Annotated in this window: 19 protein-coding genes; 6 read left to right on the top strand and 13 right to left on the bottom strand. The window is 52.0% G+C overall.

Going from position 1 to position 19997, the window contains the following annotated elements; all coding sequences use genetic code 11:
• Window positions 1–83 precede the first annotated feature (83 nt).
• The gene (locus AC3RCL_RS11245; RefSeq protein ID WP_213579117.1) at window positions 84–755 is read left to right on the top strand and encodes a pentapeptide repeat-containing protein; all 672 of its coding nucleotides are present in this window, start codon (window positions 84–86) and stop codon (window positions 753–755) included.
• A gap of 135 nt (window positions 756–890) precedes the next feature.
• Here the strand turns inward: AC3RCL_RS11245 and AC3RCL_RS11240 are convergent, their stop codons facing one another.
• Genes AC3RCL_RS11240 through AC3RCL_RS11225 form a run of 4 tightly spaced genes read right to left on the bottom strand, consistent with a single transcriptional unit; the run spans window position 891 to window position 5042 of the window.
• Window positions 891–1997: a Gfo/Idh/MocA family protein gene (locus tag AC3RCL_RS11240; RefSeq protein ID WP_492535381.1), complete on the bottom strand. Its 1107-nt coding sequence runs from the start codon at window positions 1995–1997 to the stop codon at window positions 891–893.
• A gap of 21 nt (window positions 1998–2018) precedes the next feature.
• On the bottom strand, window positions 2019–2750 hold the full coding sequence (locus tag AC3RCL_RS11235; protein ID WP_492535380.1) for a ThuA domain-containing protein: 732 nt from the start codon (window positions 2748–2750) through the stop codon (window positions 2019–2021).
• Window positions 2751–2803: 53 nt separating this feature from the next.
• Window positions 2804–3964 carry a Gfo/Idh/MocA family protein gene (locus AC3RCL_RS11230; protein ID WP_009593136.1) on the bottom strand — a complete coding sequence of 387 codons (1161 nt, stop codon included), beginning with the start codon at window positions 3962–3964 and terminating at the stop codon, window positions 2804–2806.
• A 25-nt stretch (window positions 3965–3989) separates the two neighbouring features.
• Complete coding sequence (locus AC3RCL_RS11225) at window positions 3990–5042, bottom strand: LacI family DNA-binding transcriptional regulator (protein ID WP_251497090.1); 1053 nt, start codon at window positions 5040–5042, stop codon at window positions 3990–3992.
• A gap of 182 nt (window positions 5043–5224) precedes the next feature.
• Between AC3RCL_RS11225 and AC3RCL_RS11220 the strand changes: the two genes are divergently transcribed.
• Window positions 5225–6271 carry an ROK family transcriptional regulator gene (locus AC3RCL_RS11220; RefSeq protein WP_015736157.1) on the top strand — a complete coding sequence of 349 codons (1047 nt, stop codon included), beginning with the start codon at window positions 5225–5227 and terminating at the stop codon, window positions 6269–6271.
• 29 nt (window positions 6272–6300) lie between these two features.
• Complete coding sequence (locus AC3RCL_RS11215) at window positions 6301–7554, top strand: MFS transporter (protein ID WP_015736158.1); 1254 nt, start codon at window positions 6301–6303, stop codon at window positions 7552–7554.
• An 86-nt stretch (window positions 7555–7640) separates the two neighbouring features.
• Here the strand turns inward: AC3RCL_RS11215 and AC3RCL_RS11210 are convergent, their stop codons facing one another.
• Window positions 7641–9404, bottom strand: a complete 1764-nt coding sequence (locus tag AC3RCL_RS11210; protein WP_015736159.1) for a glycoside hydrolase family 35 protein — start codon at window positions 9402–9404, stop codon at window positions 7641–7643.
• 176 nt (window positions 9405–9580) lie between these two features.
• Between AC3RCL_RS11210 and AC3RCL_RS11205 the strand changes: the two genes are divergently transcribed.
• Together AC3RCL_RS11205 and AC3RCL_RS11200 are read left to right on the top strand one after the other, a co-directional pair.
• Window positions 9581–10495: an AraC family transcriptional regulator gene (locus AC3RCL_RS11205; RefSeq protein WP_015736160.1), complete on the top strand. Its 915-nt coding sequence runs from the start codon at window positions 9581–9583 to the stop codon at window positions 10493–10495.
• A gap of 259 nt (window positions 10496–10754) precedes the next feature.
• Window positions 10755–11147 carry a DoxX family protein gene (locus tag AC3RCL_RS11200; RefSeq protein ID WP_015736161.1) on the top strand — a complete coding sequence of 131 codons (393 nt, stop codon included), beginning with the start codon at window positions 10755–10757 and terminating at the stop codon, window positions 11145–11147.
• A 111-nt stretch (window positions 11148–11258) separates the two neighbouring features.
• Here the strand turns inward: AC3RCL_RS11200 and AC3RCL_RS11195 are convergent, their stop codons facing one another.
• From AC3RCL_RS11195 to AC3RCL_RS11170, 6 genes are all read right to left on the bottom strand, one after another.
• Complete coding sequence (locus tag AC3RCL_RS11195; RefSeq protein ID WP_492535379.1) at window positions 11259–12500, bottom strand: MFS transporter; 1242 nt, start codon at window positions 12498–12500, stop codon at window positions 11259–11261.
• A gap of 149 nt (window positions 12501–12649) precedes the next feature.
• Complete coding sequence (locus tag AC3RCL_RS11190; RefSeq protein ID WP_015736163.1) at window positions 12650–12928, bottom strand: hypothetical protein; 279 nt, start codon at window positions 12926–12928, stop codon at window positions 12650–12652.
• Window positions 12929–12937: 9 nt separating this feature from the next.
• Window positions 12938–14431, bottom strand: coding sequence for an alpha-N-arabinofuranosidase (locus AC3RCL_RS11185; RefSeq protein ID WP_009593122.1), 1494 nt, complete (start codon window positions 14429–14431; stop codon window positions 12938–12940).
• Window positions 14432–14627: 196 nt separating this feature from the next.
• On the bottom strand, window positions 14628–15374 hold the full coding sequence (locus AC3RCL_RS11180) for an amino acid ABC transporter ATP-binding protein (protein WP_036661415.1): 747 nt from the start codon (window positions 15372–15374) through the stop codon (window positions 14628–14630).
• Between the two features lie 15 nt (window positions 15375–15389).
• Window positions 15390–16049, bottom strand: a complete 660-nt coding sequence (locus tag AC3RCL_RS11175; RefSeq protein ID WP_009593110.1) for an amino acid ABC transporter permease — start codon at window positions 16047–16049, stop codon at window positions 15390–15392.
• A 157-nt stretch (window positions 16050–16206) separates the two neighbouring features.
• Window positions 16207–16941 (bottom strand): amino acid ABC transporter substrate-binding protein, encoded by a 735-nt coding sequence (locus tag AC3RCL_RS11170; RefSeq protein ID WP_492536318.1) that lies wholly within the window; start codon window positions 16939–16941, stop codon window positions 16207–16209.
• Window positions 16942–17256: 315 nt separating this feature from the next.
• On the opposite strand from AC3RCL_RS11170, the gene AC3RCL_RS11165 reads away from it, so the two are divergent.
• Window positions 17257–18000: a hypothetical protein gene (locus tag AC3RCL_RS11165; RefSeq protein WP_036661419.1), complete on the top strand. Its 744-nt coding sequence runs from the start codon at window positions 17257–17259 to the stop codon at window positions 17998–18000.
• 105 nt (window positions 18001–18105) lie between these two features.
• Here AC3RCL_RS11165 and AC3RCL_RS11160 read toward each other — a convergent pair whose 3' ends face one another.
• Both AC3RCL_RS11160 and AC3RCL_RS11155 read right to left on the bottom strand, forming a co-directional pair.
• Window positions 18106–18621, bottom strand: a complete 516-nt coding sequence (locus AC3RCL_RS11160) for a hypothetical protein (RefSeq protein WP_036661422.1) — start codon at window positions 18619–18621, stop codon at window positions 18106–18108.
• 345 nt (window positions 18622–18966) lie between these two features.
• A complete protein-coding gene (locus AC3RCL_RS11155; protein WP_009593146.1) occupies window positions 18967–19896 on the bottom strand; it encodes a manganese-dependent inorganic pyrophosphatase in 930 nt (309 codons plus the stop codon).
• Between the last annotated feature and the right edge of the window lie 101 nt (window positions 19897–19997).

Raw genomic sequence — 19997 nt, 5'->3', positions numbered from 1 at the left:
GTTATACTTCTATTCAAACCTATGCGGTGTGTTCCGTTAAGTTATTATTTCAATTCTTATTCCTATGTTTGGAGGAAAAAATCATGGCACCCCCCAATACGGCCGGTTCATCGGCACCGATCAAAATCGTGAAACCCAAGCTCCCCAAGCAGCTTGAGCCTGTGATCCTGTCCGACGCCGGTGTTGACGACGAATCCTCGTTCGTTCAATCCGCTTGTCAGGACGAGACGCTTGTCTATGTTACGGCCAACAAGGTTCAGTTCGACCAAATGATCTTCGATAACGTGACGTTCCAGCACGTCACGCTCCATCATGCCGAACTGACGGACCTCGTGTTCAATCACTGCGACTTGTCCAATGTTGATCTCAGCGAGGCCATCATGTATCGGGTACAATTTAATCATTGCAAAATATTGGGGCTCGACCTGACGGCCGCCACCATTCGTAATGTCGTATTCGACCATTGTACGGGCGACTATGCCACGTTCCGGTTTGCCAACATGAAGCAGGTATCCTTCCAATCGACATCGCTCGTCAAATCGGATTTTTATCATTCCGAGTTAAGCAAGGTAGAGTTTATGGACTGCCAGATCGATCAATCGCAGTTCTCCGGCACGAAACTTGCGGGAATCGATCTAAGCCGAACGGACTTCCACCATATCGGCGCAACGCTGGAAGATCTTCAAGGATGCATTATATCGCCGCATCAAGCCATTCCGCTAACGAAAATATTCGGTCTTGTCGTAAAAGAATAACCTCTTGTCGCTCCATTCCAGTTCGGAATAGACAGGTTAGCCAGTGCGATATAGAGTTCCCGACACAGTGTAAAGCGGCTTACCCCGGGTCCAGTTGACCTTTGGGGTAAGCCGCTATTAACATGTGACGCAATATTATTGATCCAGGGTGTACTTCGGCAAATCAAGCGGAAGCGGTGCCGGGATGTCGCAGGTGCTGGACATCTCATACCGTTTGCCGACATCTGAAGCATCATGGAACCCCCACATGGCTTCAAGCACATGATAGGCAAGCTCGCCGCTCGCTCGATGAGCTCTTCCGCTCCGGATGGCGTAGGCCATATCCGCAGGGCCGATCCCCCTCGTATTCTCGTTATACCCCGGAAGCAGAGGTTCTTCCGTCCACTCGGTTTCACCGGTCAATCGGTATTTTACCGGCCCGCCGAAGGTGTTGGGATCCGGAACGAGAAGCGTACCCTTGGTGCCGTAAATCTCAATATTAGGAAGCGTGCTGCCTCCGAACACATCGAAACTCGTAATCAGCGTGCCGATGGCTCCATTCTGAAAATCGATAAGTCCGGCTACATGCGTAGGAATGTCTACCTTAATCTTCTGCCCTTGCTTCTTCTCGCTGGTAATGGTCCGCTCCGCGAGCGCAGCGCCGATCATTCCGCTAATACCGCGGATCGGTCCCAGCAATTGGACCAGTGCCGTCAGATAGTAAGGCCCCATGTCAAACATCGGACCGCCGCCGGCGGCATAATAAAATTCCGGATCCGGATGCCAATGCTCATGTCCGCGGCTCATCATGAATGCGGTTGCTGCGATCGGCTTGCCGATACGTCCATCCTCAATCAGCTTCAGGGCCGTTTGGATACCGGCTCCAAGGAATGTCTCGGGGGCGCATCCTACCAGCAGCCCTTTGGCTGCTGCCATGTCCAACACCGCTCTGCCTTCTTCCCGGGTTACGCCCAGCGGCTTCTCGACGTACACATGCTTTCCGGCTTCCAATGCATCCAGCATAATTTGCGCATGAAGGGCAGGAATCGTCAGATTAATGACCAGCTCAATTTCCGGGTCCGCGAGCAGCTCCTCGGTGGTATAAACATTCGGGATATTATATTTGGCGGCCTGTTCCTCGGCACGGGCTCGATCGATATCCGCACAGGCCGTCAGCTCCAGGATGTCGAACTTGTGGCAGTTTTCCATATAAATGCCGCTGATTTTACCGCAGCCGATAATGCCTACCTTTACCTTCTTCATGATCCCAGTCTCCTTCTGCCTTTATTGGCTGTCTCCCATGCCTGTGTAGCCCTGACCTTCGGTAAAGAAACTCATGTCCGAGCCGGCATACAATGACTTGCCCTCGGCGGCCCACAGCAGTCCTCTCCGCATCATTTCCTTCACCTGCGGCATGTCGACGATATCTGCATGATGACCCAGCGAATTGTAATAGACCCGTCCGTATCCCCAGCGCTTCGTCCACGCCACCGGCATGTCAACCGCTTTGTTCAGCAGATGCGGTCCTGCCGCAACCGGAAAACGGGTGGTGGCCAGCACTTCGACGGCCGGATCCACATGCAGATAATACTGCTCGGATGCCACGGTGAAATCCTGCAGCCCTTCCACAAGCGGACTGGAGCTGGATTTGATCTCGACCCGGTACTCCACTCCGTCGTTCCCCGGATGCGCAACCCAGTTTCCTCCCGTCATGAACTGCCAATCCACATTATTGCGGAAAGAATCGCACATCCCGCCATGACAGCCGGCCAAGCCGGTTCCCTTCTGCACGGCAAGCGATACGTTCTCCACTTGCTGCTTCGATATTTCGCCCATCGTCCATACCGGCACGATCAGATCCAAACCCTGCAGCTTCTCAGCATCGTTAAATGCATCCAGCGTGTCGGATACTTCCACTTCATACTGCTCGCCCCGAAGCAATTCCGCAAAAATGCCGGCAACCTGCTCCGGTTCGTGTCCGTCCCAGCCGCCCCATACGATTAAAGCCTGTTTCATGCGTAGCACTCCTTTTTTATGTGTCCGGCCAAGCCCTGGCCGAATGACTATGATTACATTTCAGACAGCTGCACCCAGCGGCGTTCTTCAATCGATTTATCCACGGCTTCCAGGACGGCTTGGCATTTTACGCCGTCCGCGAAATTAGGCACGGGCTGCCGTCCTTCCGAAATCGCGTTCGACAGCTCAAGGATTTCATGCGTAAAGGTGTGTTCGAAACCGATCGTATGCCCCGGCGGCCACCATGCTTCCATATAATCGTGTACGGGATCGGTAGCCAGTACCCGGCGGAAGCCCTGAACGTCCTCATCGTCGGTCGTGAAGTAAACCTCCAGTTCGTTCATCCGTTCAAAATCAAATTTCACGCTGCCCAAGCTGCCGTTGATCTCGAAGGAATTGGTGCTGCGGTGTCCCGCGGCAAACCGCGTGGCCTCGAAGCTGCCCAGCGCCCCATTCTCGAAGCGGGTCATGAATAACGTAGCGTCGTCTACCGTAACTTGGCCCATGGGGCCGCCTTCGCTTCCTTTTGCGCTTAATCCGGTCATCTCGCTGGCAATGGGACGCTCCTTGATGAAGGTCTCGCTCATCCCGATTACTTCCTGCATATCCCCGACCAGATAATGCGCGAGGTCGATCAGGTGAGCGCCCAGATCCCCGTGCGAGCCGGAGCCGGCCACTTCCTTCTGTAACCGCCATACCAGCGGGAACTGCGGGTCCATGATCCAGTCCTGCAGAAACCAGGCACGGAAGTGATAGATCTGGCCCAATCTGCCGCTGTCAATCAATTTCTTGGCCAGTCTTACGGCCGGAGAAAATCTGTAGTTAAATCCGACCATATGGGTGACTCCCGCATCTTCCGCAGCCTGCAGCATCTCTCTGGCGTCGGCCAAGGTCAGCGCAAGCGGCTTCTCACAAAAAATATGCTTGCCGGCCTTTGCCGCGGCCATGGCAATTTCCTTATGGGCGTCGCTTGGAGCATTGATATCGATCAGATCGATATCCTCCCGATTCACGAGCTGTTTCCAATCGGTAACGCTTTCACGCCAGCCCAGCTGATCCGCCGCTTCTTGCACGGCCGACGCATTGCGGCCGCAGATGGCCACCATTTCAGGCTTCAGCGCCTTCGGAAAAAACATCGGAAGGCTTCGATATGCGTTGCTGTGGGCTTTGCCCATGAATTTATATCCGATCATGCCGACACGTAATTGTTTCATCTTTCATTCCTCCTTGAATAAGGGTTCATTGATTTCGATGAAGCGAAGATGCGCGGACCACTAGGCGAGTAGGCAGCTGCCGATGCAGCGCGGCGTTCGATCCGCTGCCGTCAGGCGAATCGGAGTCGTCCAGCAGGCGGAGCACATGCTCCGCGGCAAGACACCCCAGTTCATAGAAAGGAACTCTTACGCTGGTAAGCGGCGGGGTGCAGAGCTCTGCAGCCTCCGAGTCGTCATAACCGACAAAGGCAGGCATTCGATCTTCTGCAATACCTAACGCGCGCAGGCCCTGCTGCAATCCGATCGCCATGCGGTCATTGGCCGCAAACACCGCTTCAATCCGGTCCAGCTTCCCGGCGATTAGCTCAGCTGCGGCATACCCGCTCTTGCGGCTGAAGTTGCCCTCGAACAGCAAGGATTCATCCGGCTTGATTCCCGCTTCGTTCAGTGCCCGGGTGTACCCCTTCAGCCGGTCGCGACTGTTGGAATACTGGGGCGGGCCATTAAGAAAAGCAATCTGCCGGAACCCCTGCCCGATCAAGTGATGAACGGCTTGATAGCTGCCTTCTACATGATCCGCATCCATGACGTGAAACGCCTCGCCGTCAAAGTATTGATTAATAAGGCAATAAGGGCGATCCGCTTCACTCAGCTGTTGGATGGCTGCGCGCTCGCCTTCATCGTCCCGGGCGCCGAGAATGATGCAGGCATCCACCTTCTGGGTACGAAACAGGTTCAAGTAATCCATCGAACCGCCGGGTTCACGGAACAGCATCAACAGGTCATGCTTGCTCTCCAGCGCCTTACTGCCGATACCGCTTAGGATCTCCGAAAAATAATAGGCGGAGAATATGCGAGCTTTCGGCAGGTAAGGCATAACGACGCCAAGATTACCGCTCCTGCGCCGCGCAAAACTGCGGGCTAGCGCGCTTGGGGTATATCCAAGCCGATCCGCCGCTTCCAGCACGCGCTGCTTGGTCTCCTCCTTGATCGGCCCGACCCCGTTCAGGACGCGGGATACCGTTGCTTCCGAAACGCCGGCCAGCTGTGCTACCTCTTTACGACTAGCGATAATCATCAAGCCTCCTGCAATTTATGTACGCGCGTACATTTTCTCATGGAGCATGGCAGTTGTCAACCGCTTTCCCATCCTTCATCCTATTCTTTTTGAAACCTACATATTGTTCTTGCACCGTCTTATCGGATGTGCAATAATCATCCCCATAGACTTATTAAATACGTTTAAAAAGAGTGGAAGAGGTGATTCATACGCGCAAAGAAGCTTTGCCTACGCCGCAATCCATGAAATTCGCCGTCCGGCGCGCACTCCGTTCGTCGCTTCTGGAGCTGGGGAGCGGAACCAAAGCCGAGCTCAGCGAAAGACTCGGCATCAGCTTTCCGACGGTGAGCAAAGTTGTGGAGCTCATGGTGCAGGAAGGTGAAGTCAACCTGCTCGGACTGGATGAATCCAGCGGCGGCCGACGTGCGAACCGCTATGCTTTTAATCCGGATTACATGCTCGGTCTCGCCGTTTATTATGAGAAAGAGCAGAGCGTATACACTGTTTTTAATTGGAACGGCGACTTGCTCGAGCGGAAGGCTGAAGACGGCATCCTTCATCATGGACCGGAAGCCTTGGCTTCCCAAATGGCAAACTGGACCCGCCGTTATCCAGAGATTCGCTCCATCGCCGTTGGCATGCCGGCGGCGGTGCGGGACGGTATTATTTTTCATGTGCCGTCGTATGGAACATTCCAGGATTACAATCTCCAATCTTACCTGGAGGATCTGTTCTCCATTCCTGTCATCATAGAGAATGACATGAATGCTGCCGTGCTCGGTTACCACAATCTCAGCGGCTCGGAGGAGGCTTCCCTCGTATACGTATACCTCGGTCACAACGGACCGGGGGCCGGACTGCTCATTAATGGAAACGTCGTTCGCGGCCGCTCGTTCTTCACGGGCGAGATCGGCTTCGTCCCGATGAGCGAGGGCAGCAATTTTCAAGACATATTGGAACGTAATCGTTCTGTGATGAGCAGTCTCATCGAGCCGGATCAGGAGCAAATCGATGCGTTAAGCCGGCTAAGTGCCGCCTTCGCCGCGATTCTCAATCCCGATGCCATTCTGTGGTGCGAGCATAATCTCTCGCCCTCCGCCCTGCTCTCCATTAAAGAGCGTGCTTCCGCCTACGTGCCGGAGCGGCATCTTCCCGAAATGCTGCTTCGCGATTGGGAACACGACTATCTAGCCGGCTTGCAGCGGATCGCTCTGGATATGATGATATCCGATACAAGCGCAATGTAAAATTCAACAATGACGATTGGGGATTAACCGTGAATACTGACCTTCAACCAAAAACAAAACCTAAATTGAGCAAAGACTACACCCTGCATTTGGCAACGATCTTTCTCGGCTTTATCATATTTGGGATATCGGAGAATATTAAGGGGCCCGCCATTCCGCGGATCCAATTCGATTTTCGATTGGATGAAATGCAGATCGGCACCTTGCTCTCCCTGAACGCGCTCGGGTACCTGATCGCATGCTCTTTCACCGCGCTGTTGACCCGGAAGATCGGAATCAAGTGGGTCAGCATGGCTGCCTTCGGATCGATGGCCATCTCGGGCGTGTTGATTTTCCTGTCCCACAGCTACCCTCTGTTTACCGCATCCTACTTCTTAATGTACATTGGGAACGGTATGCTGGAGATCGGCCTCGCGATATTGTCAGCCCGGATCTTTGTGCGCAATACGGGCACGATGATGAACCTGTCCCATTTCTTCTACGGTATCAGCTCAACGGTGGCCCCGATGATTGCATCCGGTCTCATGACCGTTACCGTGTTTAATTACACGCTGGATTGGCGGGGTATGTACCTGGCCATGCTGATGTTATCCATACTTCCCATGATCCCGGCACTCATGAGTAAGTTTCCCGGGGACGATCTATCCGAAACGGAACGGACTCCGCTGAAGCTGCTGGTCAAAGATCCCGCGCTGTGGCTGGTCGTCATGATCCTATCCTTCGGCGTCGTATCGGAGATGGCGGTTGGCGGTTGGCTCGTCAACTTTCTTGAAAAATCGTACAAATGGGAACCTGCAGCGGCAGCCGGCATGCTATCCGCGTTCTTCCTCTGCTTCTCGGCGGCACGCCTGCTGCTTGGCCCGATCACGGACCGGATCGGCTTCACGCTGTCCATCATCATTCTGTCCGGACTGACCGGAGTATGTACGTTTGTCGCGATTTTCGGCGGAGAATCCTACGCCTTCCTGTTTGCGGCGGCAGGCATCGGGATTGCCCCGATCTATCCGACGGTTATGGCTCTCATTGCCAAAAGATATCCGAATGAGAGCGACACCGCGATTACGTTCACCGTCACCATGATGGGGATCGGCAGCGTCATCGGCAATTACGCGATCGGCGCGATCACGAACGGATTCAAGCAAATGTACGGTAGCGGTACAGAGCTCGGCCTGCTGCGCGGGCTCCAGGCCGGCTATGGCTTCATTGGATTATGTGCCGTTCTGTGCTCGCTATTCGGTATCGTCTTGTACCGATATTTAAAAGTCCGCAAGCAATTAATCTGATACTCATTCCAACATGAAAGGGAGCCCTCTCAGTTTACAAGAAGGCTCCCTTTTTGTTTATCCATCGTCGGTCTGTTCCGGCCGAATTAACCCAAGTCGGGTGTGTCGACAAGCTTGATGCTTGCCGTTTCGGTATGATGCAGCTCAAATACCAAGATTTCATTCCGTCCCTGCTTCAGCAGCGGTCCAGGCAGATACAGCGCTGCTTGCGGCCCTTGCTCCCAGTAGCGTCCCAGATTGAATCCATTGACCCAGACGACCCCTTTTCCCCATCCGTCTAAGCGGATAAACGTATCGCCAATGTCATCCACATAGAATTCGCCGCGATAGAAGGTAGGTCGGTCCTGCTGTTCAAAAGGCCCCTCCAGCGGTTGAAACGGTGCCGCATTCGGATGATCAAGCGGTAAGGGATAGATGCTCCAGTCATACAGGAACTGGTTGTTCATTCGGACTCCCTCCGTGATTCCTTTATAATCCTTCAGCTTTGGACCGTAATTGATGCGTCCCATATTCTCGACAACGATCTCCAGCTTGGCGCCGGCTGCCGGAACATCGATTGGCAGGGCTTTGGGATCCCAACGTTCGACCGTCCCTTGATACTTTCCATCCAGGAATACCTGTGCCCGGTCATGCACCTCTTGCAGATGCAGGGACTCCCCTTGGCGCGGCCCGGATATATGCGTTGCGTAAACCGTGAAGCCATAGCTTTGGCCCAGCCGTTCCATCGGTACGGGTGCCGTGCGTTTCTGCTCCTCGGAAAGCGCAGGCAGATGCTCCAGCAGGTCGGCATAGTGCGTCATGCTCACAGAGCCATAGCTTATTTTCTTGACAGGCTGCGGAAGACTTGGCAAATCGGAGAGCTCTTTTCCCTGATGCTGTGCGATCGCGCTTCGAATGGCTTCGAATTTGGCCGTCACGTCCCCGCACTCCGAGAGAGGCGCATCATAATCGTAGCTGGTTAGCGTCGGCTCATACTTTTCGTGAAAATTCGCCCCGTTATAGAATCCGAAATTCGTTCCGCCATGAAACATATAGAAGTTCACGGATGCATTCAAGTCCAGCATTTCCTTGAACACGGCAGCAGCATCCTCCGCATCCCGGGTATGGTGTGGCTTCAGCCAATGATCAAACCAACCGTTCCAGTATTCCATGCACATCAGAGGATCTTCCGGACGGTACTCCCGCAGTTTATCAAAAGCCTCCTTCGTTCTTGATCCGAAATTGACCGTGGCAAGCACGCCGGGAACGGCTCCGCCCTGCAGCATTCCGTCCGTGGGACCATCCGAAGTGAACAGCAGCACGTCCACGCCCCGCTTGATCAAGCCATCCTTTAGATACTCCAGATATGCCGTATCATTTCCGTAACTCCCGTACTCGTTCTCGATTTGCATCGCAATCACGGGACCACCCTTGGAGGTCAGTAACGGAACCAATCGCGGAATCAGCTCATCATAATATTGGTCGACCTTCTCCAGATAAACCGGGTCCATGCATCGAAGCTGAATATCCGGATTTTGCAGCAGCCAGGATGGAAGTCCTCCAAATTCCCATTCTGCGCATATGTAAGGGCTCGGCCGAAGAATGACATGCAGCCCGAGATCGCCGGCGATACGGACGAATCTTTCCAGGTCGGCAATGCCATCAAACACAAATTGTCCTTCCTTCGGTTCATGCAAATTCCACGGAATATAGGTTTCCACCGTGTTCAATCCGCAGCTTCTCAGCTTCATCAGCCGATCTTCCCAATATTCCGGAACCACTCGAAAATAATGGATGGCACCAGACAAAATCTGAATCGGCTCATCCCCCAGCAGGAATTGTTGGTTAACCGCTTTCAATTGAGCTTTCATAGCTTGTTTCCTCCTAACACGTTTCATTTGCTTTCTATTGCCATCATCTATCAAAATCCCATGCTGCTCAATCTCCAAATGGGGCATTCTTTATACCTTTTGTGCCGAATCATCGTTATGATACAATATAAGGCATCATTATCGGCGTTTTGTATGCCCAAAAGGAGCCAGCTGTCATGGATATCGCTTTTCGCTTTCCCAATATGATTCAAACGCTGCAGGTAACCGGATGCCATTTTGATTCCCAGCCGCCAGGCTGGAGTTATCCGAGGCATCACCATCACCTGTTCGAGCTGCTATACTGTCTGGAAGGCGAAGTCCTGCAGGAAATTCATCGGGATTCCATTCAGCTCCGCGAAGGGGAATGGCTTCTGATCAAATCCGGGGTGCCCCATCAAACCTCGAATGCATCCAACAAGCAGTATGGGTACTTCAATGTTCATTTCGATCTGGATGATGCAGAAATTCGAAGCTCATTATCCGCTGCCCCTTACCGACATATTCGCCAGCACGAAAGCGAGCGCAGCAAACTGGCTGCCTACGTTCAAGAGCTGGAGGGAATCGTCCGGCGCAGCCAGCCGGCAGCCCATTCGGTCCGTCCGGAGAACCAGCCCAGCGATTACAATCTCACTTTTGAGGACAGGCTTCTGCTCCAGTCCTACACCCTGCTCATCATCCATGATGTGCTCTCTCTCTTGAAGAGGCAGGATGCGCTGAAGCCGCCCCGCGCTTTATTTGCGGCAGCAGGCACCCCTAAACCATCCTCCCTGCTTGCAGCGGATGCGGCTCATGCCATCGAAGCGAAGCTGTCGTCGGGATTGACCGAAGAGATATCGGTCATGGCTGTGTCCCAAGAGCTTAATTTAAGCCGAAGCCAATGCTCCAAGTTATTCCGCCAAGTGTACGGGATCTCGCCAAGACAATATATCAGCCGCCAGAAGCTCAGCCTGGCCAAAGAGCTGCTGGTCACGACCCATCTGCCGATGAACGCAATCGCCGACAAACTCGGTTTTCGCTCAGCCAGCCATTTTTCCAGGCAATTCCGCCGCTGGACCGGGCAGTCGCCGACGGAATACCGGCCCAGGCACTAAGCCATGAACAGCATTAAAGAACCTCCAATATCGAGTACCAGAACAATAGCCATCCCTTTGAGGATGGCTATTGTTCTGTATTGGCTGAACTTCATCTAATCATATGGCATCATGATTGGATATTGTATAATCCAAGTATTTTTAGTTAGTTACTTGACATTCAATAGTTAAATTGAGTATGATACAACCTATAGTTCTCAGCTATATTTAAGTTAGTTGATAACATTTTAAACCAAAATGACAAGGAGTGGTCTATTTCATGGGTAGTTATTCTTCTGCAGGCACTTTCATAATTCGGGTGATTCTGGGGGTCATCTTTATGGCTCACGGTTTGGATAAATTCCAGAGCGGCATCGGGAATATCGAAGGATTCTTCGCAAGTCTGGGAATTCCTGCCTTTATGGCAACCGTTGTAGCCATCATCGAAATCGTGGGCGGAATTGCGCTGATTATCGGTTTGGGAACGAGAATCGCTTCTCTGGTTCTTGGGGTCGTGCTTGTCGTGGCGATTTTTCAGGCGAAGCTGGGCATGGGTTTCCTGGGTGGCTATGAACTGGATATCGCGCTGCTGGCCATGGCCGTACATCTTGTTCTAAGCGGCAGCAGCCTGCTCTCGGTTGATTCGCTGTTCAGCAAGAAGAACAAGGCCTAACGCGGACAAGAGCGTCCTCAAGGTTGTCGGAGCGTCGATTCCATGAAAAAGAGCTGTGCGCAGATCCATTCCGAAAGGAATGAGACTGGTACAGCTCTTTTTTTAGTGATTTCATGAATAGAAGCTGCCTCCCGCTTCCGCCGCTGAAGCCGGCTTCCGCTGCAGCCTCAGGATTGTGAACGACAGCCCTGCGGATATGGCAATACAGATTGCCCCTGCAATGTAAACCATGCGAATGCCGAGCGTATCCGCGATAAGACCAATAACGGCAATCGATACACTTGTTACCGATGATAATAAGATATCCCGAGAAGCATATATTTTCGGCAGCATGTCCTGATCCACACTGGATTGGAGAGCGGTTTGCTGCGCCACATCCCTCAGCTGATAGGCCGGCCCCATCGCAATACATAAGATTAAAGCCACAACCGGGATACTGTTCAGGCCGTACCACAAAGTAAGCAGACTGAATACCGCGGAACCCGCAGCCATGCAGGGTATCAGATTTTTCTGGATGAAGGAAGACAGCAGCAGCATCAGCAAACCGCCAAGAATGGCGCCGACGTAATAACTGGCATTAATAAATCCCCACCAGGCCTCGCCTTGATGCAGCACTTCCTTTACGTATACCAGCGTGATCGCTCCCACCCAGATGGTTCCGGCTATCCCCTCAACCATATCCATGATCGTGACGATTCTTAGCGTAGGAATTCTCCACAGATAGAACCAGCCTTCACGGATTACTTCCCAGCTTGCTTTCCCTCGTCCGGCTGCAGCAGGAGCTTTCGACTGCATGAATCGAGCCGCAATCCAAAAACACAATACGGATAGCCAGATGAGCGTACAGCTCATGATTAATGTCGGCATATGTCCGTAGCGTATGACCAGAAACCCCGTAAACGTATACCCGGCAATCTGCAAGGATTGGCTGGTCACGGATAACGAGCTGTTGGCCTTTACCAACCGGTCAGGAGCAACCATTCTTGGTACCATGGACTGGATCAGCGGGTTCCCCCAACCTTCGGTAAACGCTATGAATAATATGAAGATACACAATATCACGACCTGGGATGATATGTACGGGAACAAGACTACCAGCGTGGTCAACAGCAGGGCTTTCAGAACTTGAAGCCTCAACAGCAGCTTGGAGAAGCCGAATTTCTCCATGACGAGCGGAGCCGTAAAGCCGGCGGCAAACCGCGCCACTGCGTTAAACAGCGGGAACAATGCAGCAATAAAAGCCGAACCGGATTCCTGATACATAAAGGTAGTCAGCACCATGATATAGACAACGCCTGCCAGCGAAATGCTCGAGTGCGCGGTCCAGTAATATAAAAAGCCTCCTTCTTTCATGTCACACCCTATCCTAACGTGCCGATCTTTTTCTATTAGTCATAACATAGGTTGTAAGTTTCTGTAAAGCTAATGAACCCTTCCCGTTCTAAAAAAGCCTGCTCCCATGATCCATCTATGAGAACAGGCCTTTGACTATGCGTTATTTTCTATGAAACACTAACGGTGATCGACCAACGGTCTTGCCCCGGGCACGGGCAGCGCTTGTCTTTCAGCTTCGCGGCAATCTGTACGATGCATCCGCACAGCGTACACGTGGTGCCCCTTTGCAGTTTAGGGCATGCGAAGCACGCACGAAGACGGGCATCATATTCGTCATCCGGCACGCACCGGTCCGATGAGAACATCGGGGAGGACAGCACGCGCGTTATCTGCTCATCGCTGACCCGGTAATCGTCATGACAACCTTTACACCGATTATCCGCCATGACCTTCGTTTATTCCGCCGTGATCTCGAGAACGGTAACGGACATCGGTGCCAGCTTCGCACGCAGTACGTCACCTTCCTGTTCAAATGCAGTGAATGCAGCCGGCTTGAGAACCTCCGGCGATTCAAAGGTATTATGAGCGTCCAGCGAATCGGCGGCAAGCTGCCGGCCTACGATTTGCTTCACCGCACCGCTTAATCCCCGAAGCTGGATCTTCACGTCGCTCTGCTCCGCGTGACTAACATTACACAAGCTTACATGGATTTTGCCGGCTTCATCCCTCGAGGCCGTTACGGATACTTGCGGGATCTTCTCGCCATTCATCTCATAATCGGCCCCGCTGTGATGGGTAGCCAAACGTTCGGCATCCTGATGCACTTTGTACATATCAAACACATGATAGGTCGGGGTAAGGATCATCTTCTCGCCTTCGGTCAAGATGACGGACTGCAGGACGTTGACGATCTGCGCGATGTTTGCCATCACCACCCGATCGTTATGCTCGTGGAATATATTCAGCGTCAAACCCGCAACCAGGGCATCACGGATCGTATTCTGTTGGTACAGGAAGCCAGGGTTCGTGCCGGGCTCGACATCAAACCAGGTGCCCCACTCATCCACGATGAGCCCGATGCGCTTATTAGGATCATACTGGTCCATAATCGCCGAATGTCTCGTGATCAATTCATCCATATGGAGTGCTTTCTTCATGGTGGTGAACCATTCCTGTTCGCTGAATCCGGTGGCAGGTCCTTTGCCTGTCCAGAATTCGCCCGGAATCGTGTAATAATGAAGGCTTATGGCATCCATGTACGGATGTGCTTCCCTCATGACGGTCTCCATCCAGCGGTAATCGTCCACATTCGGGCCGCAGGCAATTTTGTAGATCTTGTTCTCGCCATAGTTGCGGACGTAAGTCTGATAGCGTCTGTACAAGTCCGCATAATATTCCGGCCGCATATTGCCCCCGCAGCCCCAGTTCTCGTTCCCGACTCCAAAATATTTCACGTTCCACGGCTTCTCGCGGCCATTCTCCTGACGCCATGCGGCCATCGGCGACACGCCGTCAAAGGTCATGTATTCAACCCATTCCGACATCTCCTGAACCGTGCCGCTGCCGACATTGCCCGATATGTAGGGTTCGCAGCCCAAAAGCTCGCAGAGACGCAGGAATTCGTGCGTGCCGAAATGGTTGTTCTCCACAACGCCGCCCCAGTGCGTATTTACCATCTGTTTCCGATTCTCCCGCGGCCCGACGCCATCTTTCCAATGGTATTCGTCGGCAAAACAACCGCCGGGCCAGCGCAGAACAGGTATATTCAGCTGTCTCAACGCATCCAGCACGTCATTGCGGATCCCTTCCGTATTAGGTATCGGCGAATCCTCGCCCACCCAGATTCCTTCATAAATGCAGCGGCCCAGATGCTCGGAGAAATGTCCATAAATATTGCGATTGATTTTGCCTTTGGATACGTCCGAATGAATGGTAATAACCTGACTCATGACTTTTTCCGCTCCTCGCTATTATTTTATAGATATTTATATGAAACAGTTTAAAAATCTTTAAAACAATGATATCGATCAATTCCGATTCCGTCAACCAATAATTTAAACGCTTTCACTATATGGCCTTATTTTTTGCCAAAAAAAAAGACCAGCCCACAGCCGATCTTTCGATCCAGCTTTGAGCCAGTCCTTTTTAACGCGCGGCCCGATTTAAAAACTCGCGGGTCCGCTCCATCTTCGGCTGGTTAAATATTTGATCCGGCGTTCCGGCTTCGACTACTTGTCCGTGATCCATGAAGATGATCCGGTCCGCCACTTCCTTGGCAAAACTCATCTCATGCGTCACGATCACCATTGTCATGTGCTCCTCGGCCAGCTGCTTGATGACGGCCAGCACCTCGCCGGTCAGCTCGGGATCCAGCGCCGATGTCGGTTCATCAAACAGCATGATGTCCGGATTCATCATGAGCGCCCGAGCAATGGCCACGCGCTGCTTCTGACCGCCCGATAGATTTCCGGGGTATACATCCGCTTTATCGGACAAACCGACCTTTTGCAAAAGTGCGGTGCCGTTCGTTCTAACTTCTTCTTTGCTTTGTTTCTTGACATGTTTGGGCGCGAGGCCCAGATTCTCCTGTACCGTCAGATGCGGAAACAGGTTGAAGTGCTGAAATACCATGCCCATCCGGGACGTGATCGCTTTGATCTGCGGCGGACTGGAATACACGCCGTCCTTCACCAAATACTGATCCTGCACCTTGATCGATCCGCCGTTGATTTCCTCCAGATGCACCAGGCTGCGGAGCATGGTGCTCTTTCCCGAACCGGAAGGCCCGATGATGGCAATCACTTCATTCTTCTGAATCTCAAAGCTGACGTCCTTCAGCACGTCCAGCGAGCCGAAGGATTTTTTCATATGGGTTACTTCGATAATTGCCATTGCGCGACAGTCCTTCTATTCATATTTGAATCGGCGTTCCAGAAATTTAAACAGCAGCGTTAACACAAGCGTCATCAGCAGGTATATCACGCCCGCAATAACAAACGGCATAATCGTGAAATCCCGATTGACCGCCGTATACGCGAAGTGCAGCAGCTCCGGTACCGCCACGGCATACAGCAGCGCCGTATCTTTTACCAGCGTAATGGATTCGTTGGATACCGCAGGCAGGGCTACGCGGAACATCTGGGGCAGAATTACTTTCGTGGTCGTCTGCCAGCGGTTCAAGCCCAGCACCTTAGACGCTTCATATTGTCCCTTGTCAATCGCCAAGAGTCCTCCGCGGAAGATTTCCGCAAAATAAGCGGCATAGTTCAGCACGAATGCCAAGCATGCGGCTACAAAACGATCCAAAACGAGATATTCTCCGATCACCGGCAGCACCGGCAGCCCAAAGCAGAAGAACAGCAGCTGCAGCAGCAGCGGGGTACCTCGAAAAACATATATATAGGCATTGGCTAACCAAGCCAGCGGCTTGATTGCGCTTCGAACCATTAACGTGAACACAAACCCGAGCGGAATGGAGGCCAAAATGGAAATCAAGAACAACAGGATCGTGGTCTGCGCGCCCTCCAGCATCGGTTTGCCGATTTGAACGATGTAATCCATACTCATATCTGCTTAACTCCTAATGGAAAAACTTCCGGAATGCTGAAGTTCTCCGATGATTTCATTGTACCGACCGATTGGAACAGAAAACCGGAGCCTTTGGTCAAAGTCCGGTTTCTTGGAATACCTATGGGAGGTTGGATGACCAACCTCTTGGGAATGCTTACTTCAACACTTTGTCTTCCCCGAACCACTTCTCGGAAATCTTGGCGGCCGTACCGTCGGCATTCATTTCGTCCAAGGCTTTCTGCAGGCTTTCCAGCAGTTCCTCATTGCCTTTCTTAACTCCGATCCCGTACTGCTCCGGCGCCAGGGACTCCTCCAAAATCTTGTACGTTCCCTCTTCCTTGGACATGTAGTATTTCATGACCACTTCGTCAATGATCACGGCGTCTACGCGTCCATTCTTCAAATCGCTCAATGCCAGCACGTTATCGGGAAATTCGGAAATGTTCTTCACTTGCTCGTGAATGGCATTGGCGCTCAGCGCGTCGGCTGCCGAGGATAGCGACTGCAATCCGACCTGTTTGCCGGCCAAATCGCCGATCGTTGCGATATCCGAATCGTTCAGCACCGCGACGACCTGACTGTTCTCCAGATAAGGCTTGGTGAACAGCACTTTCTCCTTGCGCTCATCGGTGATGGTATAACCGTTCCAGATCAAGTCAATGCGGCCGCTGCTAAGCTCGGATTCCTTCGCTTTCCAGTCAATTGGCTGGAACTTGACTTCCTTGCCCATTTTCTCGGCCGCTGCGCGGGCATAATCAATATCAAAGCCGACAATTTCATTGCTCTCGTCGCGGAATCCCATGGGCGCGAACTTGTCGTCAATTCCGACCACCAGCTCATTCCCCCCGCTTGCCGAGCTCGAACAGCCGACTACAGTAAATAAAAGCATGAAGCCTGCTAACACGGATGCTATCTTTTTCACCAAAAAATCCCCCTCGTAGACGTTAAGCGCAGTCATATTCTAGGATCTGCATCAATCCTCGTCCTATGCATAACTGCTTTTTCACTTTAATACGTTATCAAGACTCCATGATAGCATATTAGCAGAGAAGAGTCGATAGTTTCATAGAATGGCCACTTTTCACCATTTGCATGAAATTTATGTATTTTCATCCTATTTTAAGGTTATTTTAAGGATGAGTTCAGTTTAGCGGGAAAGAATGATGGACTGTAAGACCAACAACATGAAAGGCGGTAAACAACAATGACAACCCACTTGAAGTCAGTGAAGCGGTTGGTGCTGCTCGCCATCGCTGTAGTCATGGGCCTCGCTTATCTTCCCGTCTCGGTTTCGGCGGAACCGATCGGACAGCAATCGGAATCACCGGCTGTTCCTTCGTCCAAGGACGAACGCGGGCAACATAAACCCGGCCATATGTTCAAGGCCATCTCCGAGTTTCTGAAGCTGGAGCCGCAAGTTCTCCGGGATAAACTCAAAACCTCGACCCTCGCGGAAATAGCCAAAGAGCAAGGCGTATCGCGGGATGCCATGAAAGCCAAGATCATGGAGCTGCTGAAGGAGAAAATCGCTTCGCATCCAAAACAGCTGGGCAAATCCATCGATTACTCCGCAGCGGCGGATAAGCTGCTTGACGCCAAGGGCGGATGGCACAAGCAGCGGATGCATCAGCGGCACGGCCGGCTGATCTCGGATAGCGACGAGCTGGCCAAGCTGCTGAAGACAACGCCGGACCAACTTAAAGCATCGCTTCAATCCGGAAAATCGCTGGCACAGATCGCGAAGGAGCAAGGTATACCCGTCCAGTCCGTCATTGATCAGCAAGTCCAGGCACTCACGAAGCGCCTGGATCGGAAGCTGTCCGAGGGCAAGGTGACGAAGGAAGAATACGAGGAACGGAAATCCAAGATAGCACCCTTCGTCAGCGACGTGGTCAACGGCAAAATCAAACCGATGAAACACCAGCACTACAGCAAAGATGCCGGTTAACGCTTGCCGTTAGGCTTAGAAACAAACATAAGAGCCGCCCATCGGTAGGATTAACCGAAATGGAGCGGCTCTTCATCAGTTCGCTTCTCTATTTTTCATGATAAATTAAGGTACATACTGTTGGATGATCTTCACGACGACGCCGTCTTCAACGGTAATATGAAACGGAAACCATTTCATGTCCACGATATCATCCTTTTTGTAGATGTCCGCGAATTTGCTCAGGCTCACCGGCTGATTCCAGGAAATCTGGGCATCCTCATATCGTCCGGTATGGTCGTACAGCTGGAGCAGCACTTCTGCATCGTCCGCTACTGGAAGTTCGATATGCTCTTCCGTATCGTTCACGATATAATAGCCGTCCGGGGCCTCGGTCATCTCAGGGTCCTGCTCCCGTTCGCGGAACACCTGATTCGCTTCCTCTCCCTCATACCACTCGATTGGATCTACTAGAAGAAAGACCTTGCCGTCTTTGATCTCCAGTCCGTTTATGTAGGCAGCTTCCTGATTCGAAGCTTTCGGAACCGGCTCATAATTGTTGCCTGAGGCTACACCGACGGTTGTCATCATGATCAGGACAAGCAGCATCATTGCTCCCAATTTCCAAGCCGACCTCTTCATCTTCTCATCGCTCCCTCTTCATACTTCTATTATAGATCAGATTTATACCACTTTCTGCCTCGGAATCCGACTCAACAAACATTAATGGTCATTAACCCAATTCTTGGGATTTGAAACACCTATGTACTTGTCGTTCCTATTTCTTTCCTTCATTATACGAATCGCCGCCGTAAAAAGGATGTCATTTCGATGTAAATTCATTACAATATTTCAATTTTCGAAAGCGCTTCATATAGGTTGGAGCGGTCCTGCATGATGCAGAAATCCGAGAAAACAGCAAAACAAAAACAAGCCCGCCCCGCTGATTCCTCAGTCGATGGTCAGGCTTGTTCCAATAACCAGCTATTATTGATTGAATGCTTCGGTCAGAACCGGAACGATCTGCGATTTACGGGAAACCACGCCTTTAAGAAGCGCCTTGTTCTCCGACAGAGATACATTGTACGCTCTCTCCACGGCTTTGGACTCTTTACCGAGCGCCAGCGCGATGGAATCGTTGTTCAGGATGTCCGTCACCACGAAGACAAACAAGTCCAGGTTTTTGTCCGTAATAATCGATTGAATCGCATCCTCGAGTTCTGCTTGGCGGGACAATACATCATTCGTATCCACCGCGTTGACCTGGGCGATTTCGACTTTGGCACCGCCCATTTGGAATTCCTTGGCATCGAGGGAGATCAATTGAGCGATGGTTTTGTCGCTCAGATCAGCACCTGCCTTGAGCATGTCCAAACCATAGCTGTCGGCATCCACGCCGGCGATTTCAGCCAGCTCGCGAGCAGCAGCCACATCCTCGTCCGTGCAGGTTGGAGATTTAAACAAGAGGGAGTCCGAGATGATCGCGGACAGCATCAAGCCGGCAATTTCTTTGCGAACGGCTACGCCCTTCTCCTTATAAATCTTGTTCAGGATGGTAGCAGTGCAGCCGACAGGCTCCGCACGGTAGTACAGCGGATGGCTTGTCTCAAAATTAGCGATGCGGTGATGATCGATAACCTCGATTACGCGAACCTGATCAATGTCGCTGGCGCTTTGCTGACGCTCGTTATGGTCCACGAGAATGACGTCCTGCGCTTCGTTTGCAACCGTCTCAACGAGGCGAGGCGCCTCTACTTTGAAGAAATCGAGCGCGTACTGCGTTTCGCCGTTTACGTCACCAAGACGCACGGGCTCGGCCGACAGACCAAGCTGGTTCTTCAAGTCAGCATATGCAATAGCAGAGCAGATGGTGTCCGTATCCGGATTTTTGTGTCCAAAAATTAAAGTTTTAGCCATATTTAATGCCCCTCTCGCAACATGAATTTCATCGTTTATACCAATAAACAGATGATCACCTATCTGATTATAGCGTTAAATTCTACTTATTCCAATTCCTT

It is taken from the genome of Paenibacillus sp. MT86, from assembly GCF_058792535.1.
This window is presented reverse-complemented; position numbering and strand designations above follow the sequence as displayed.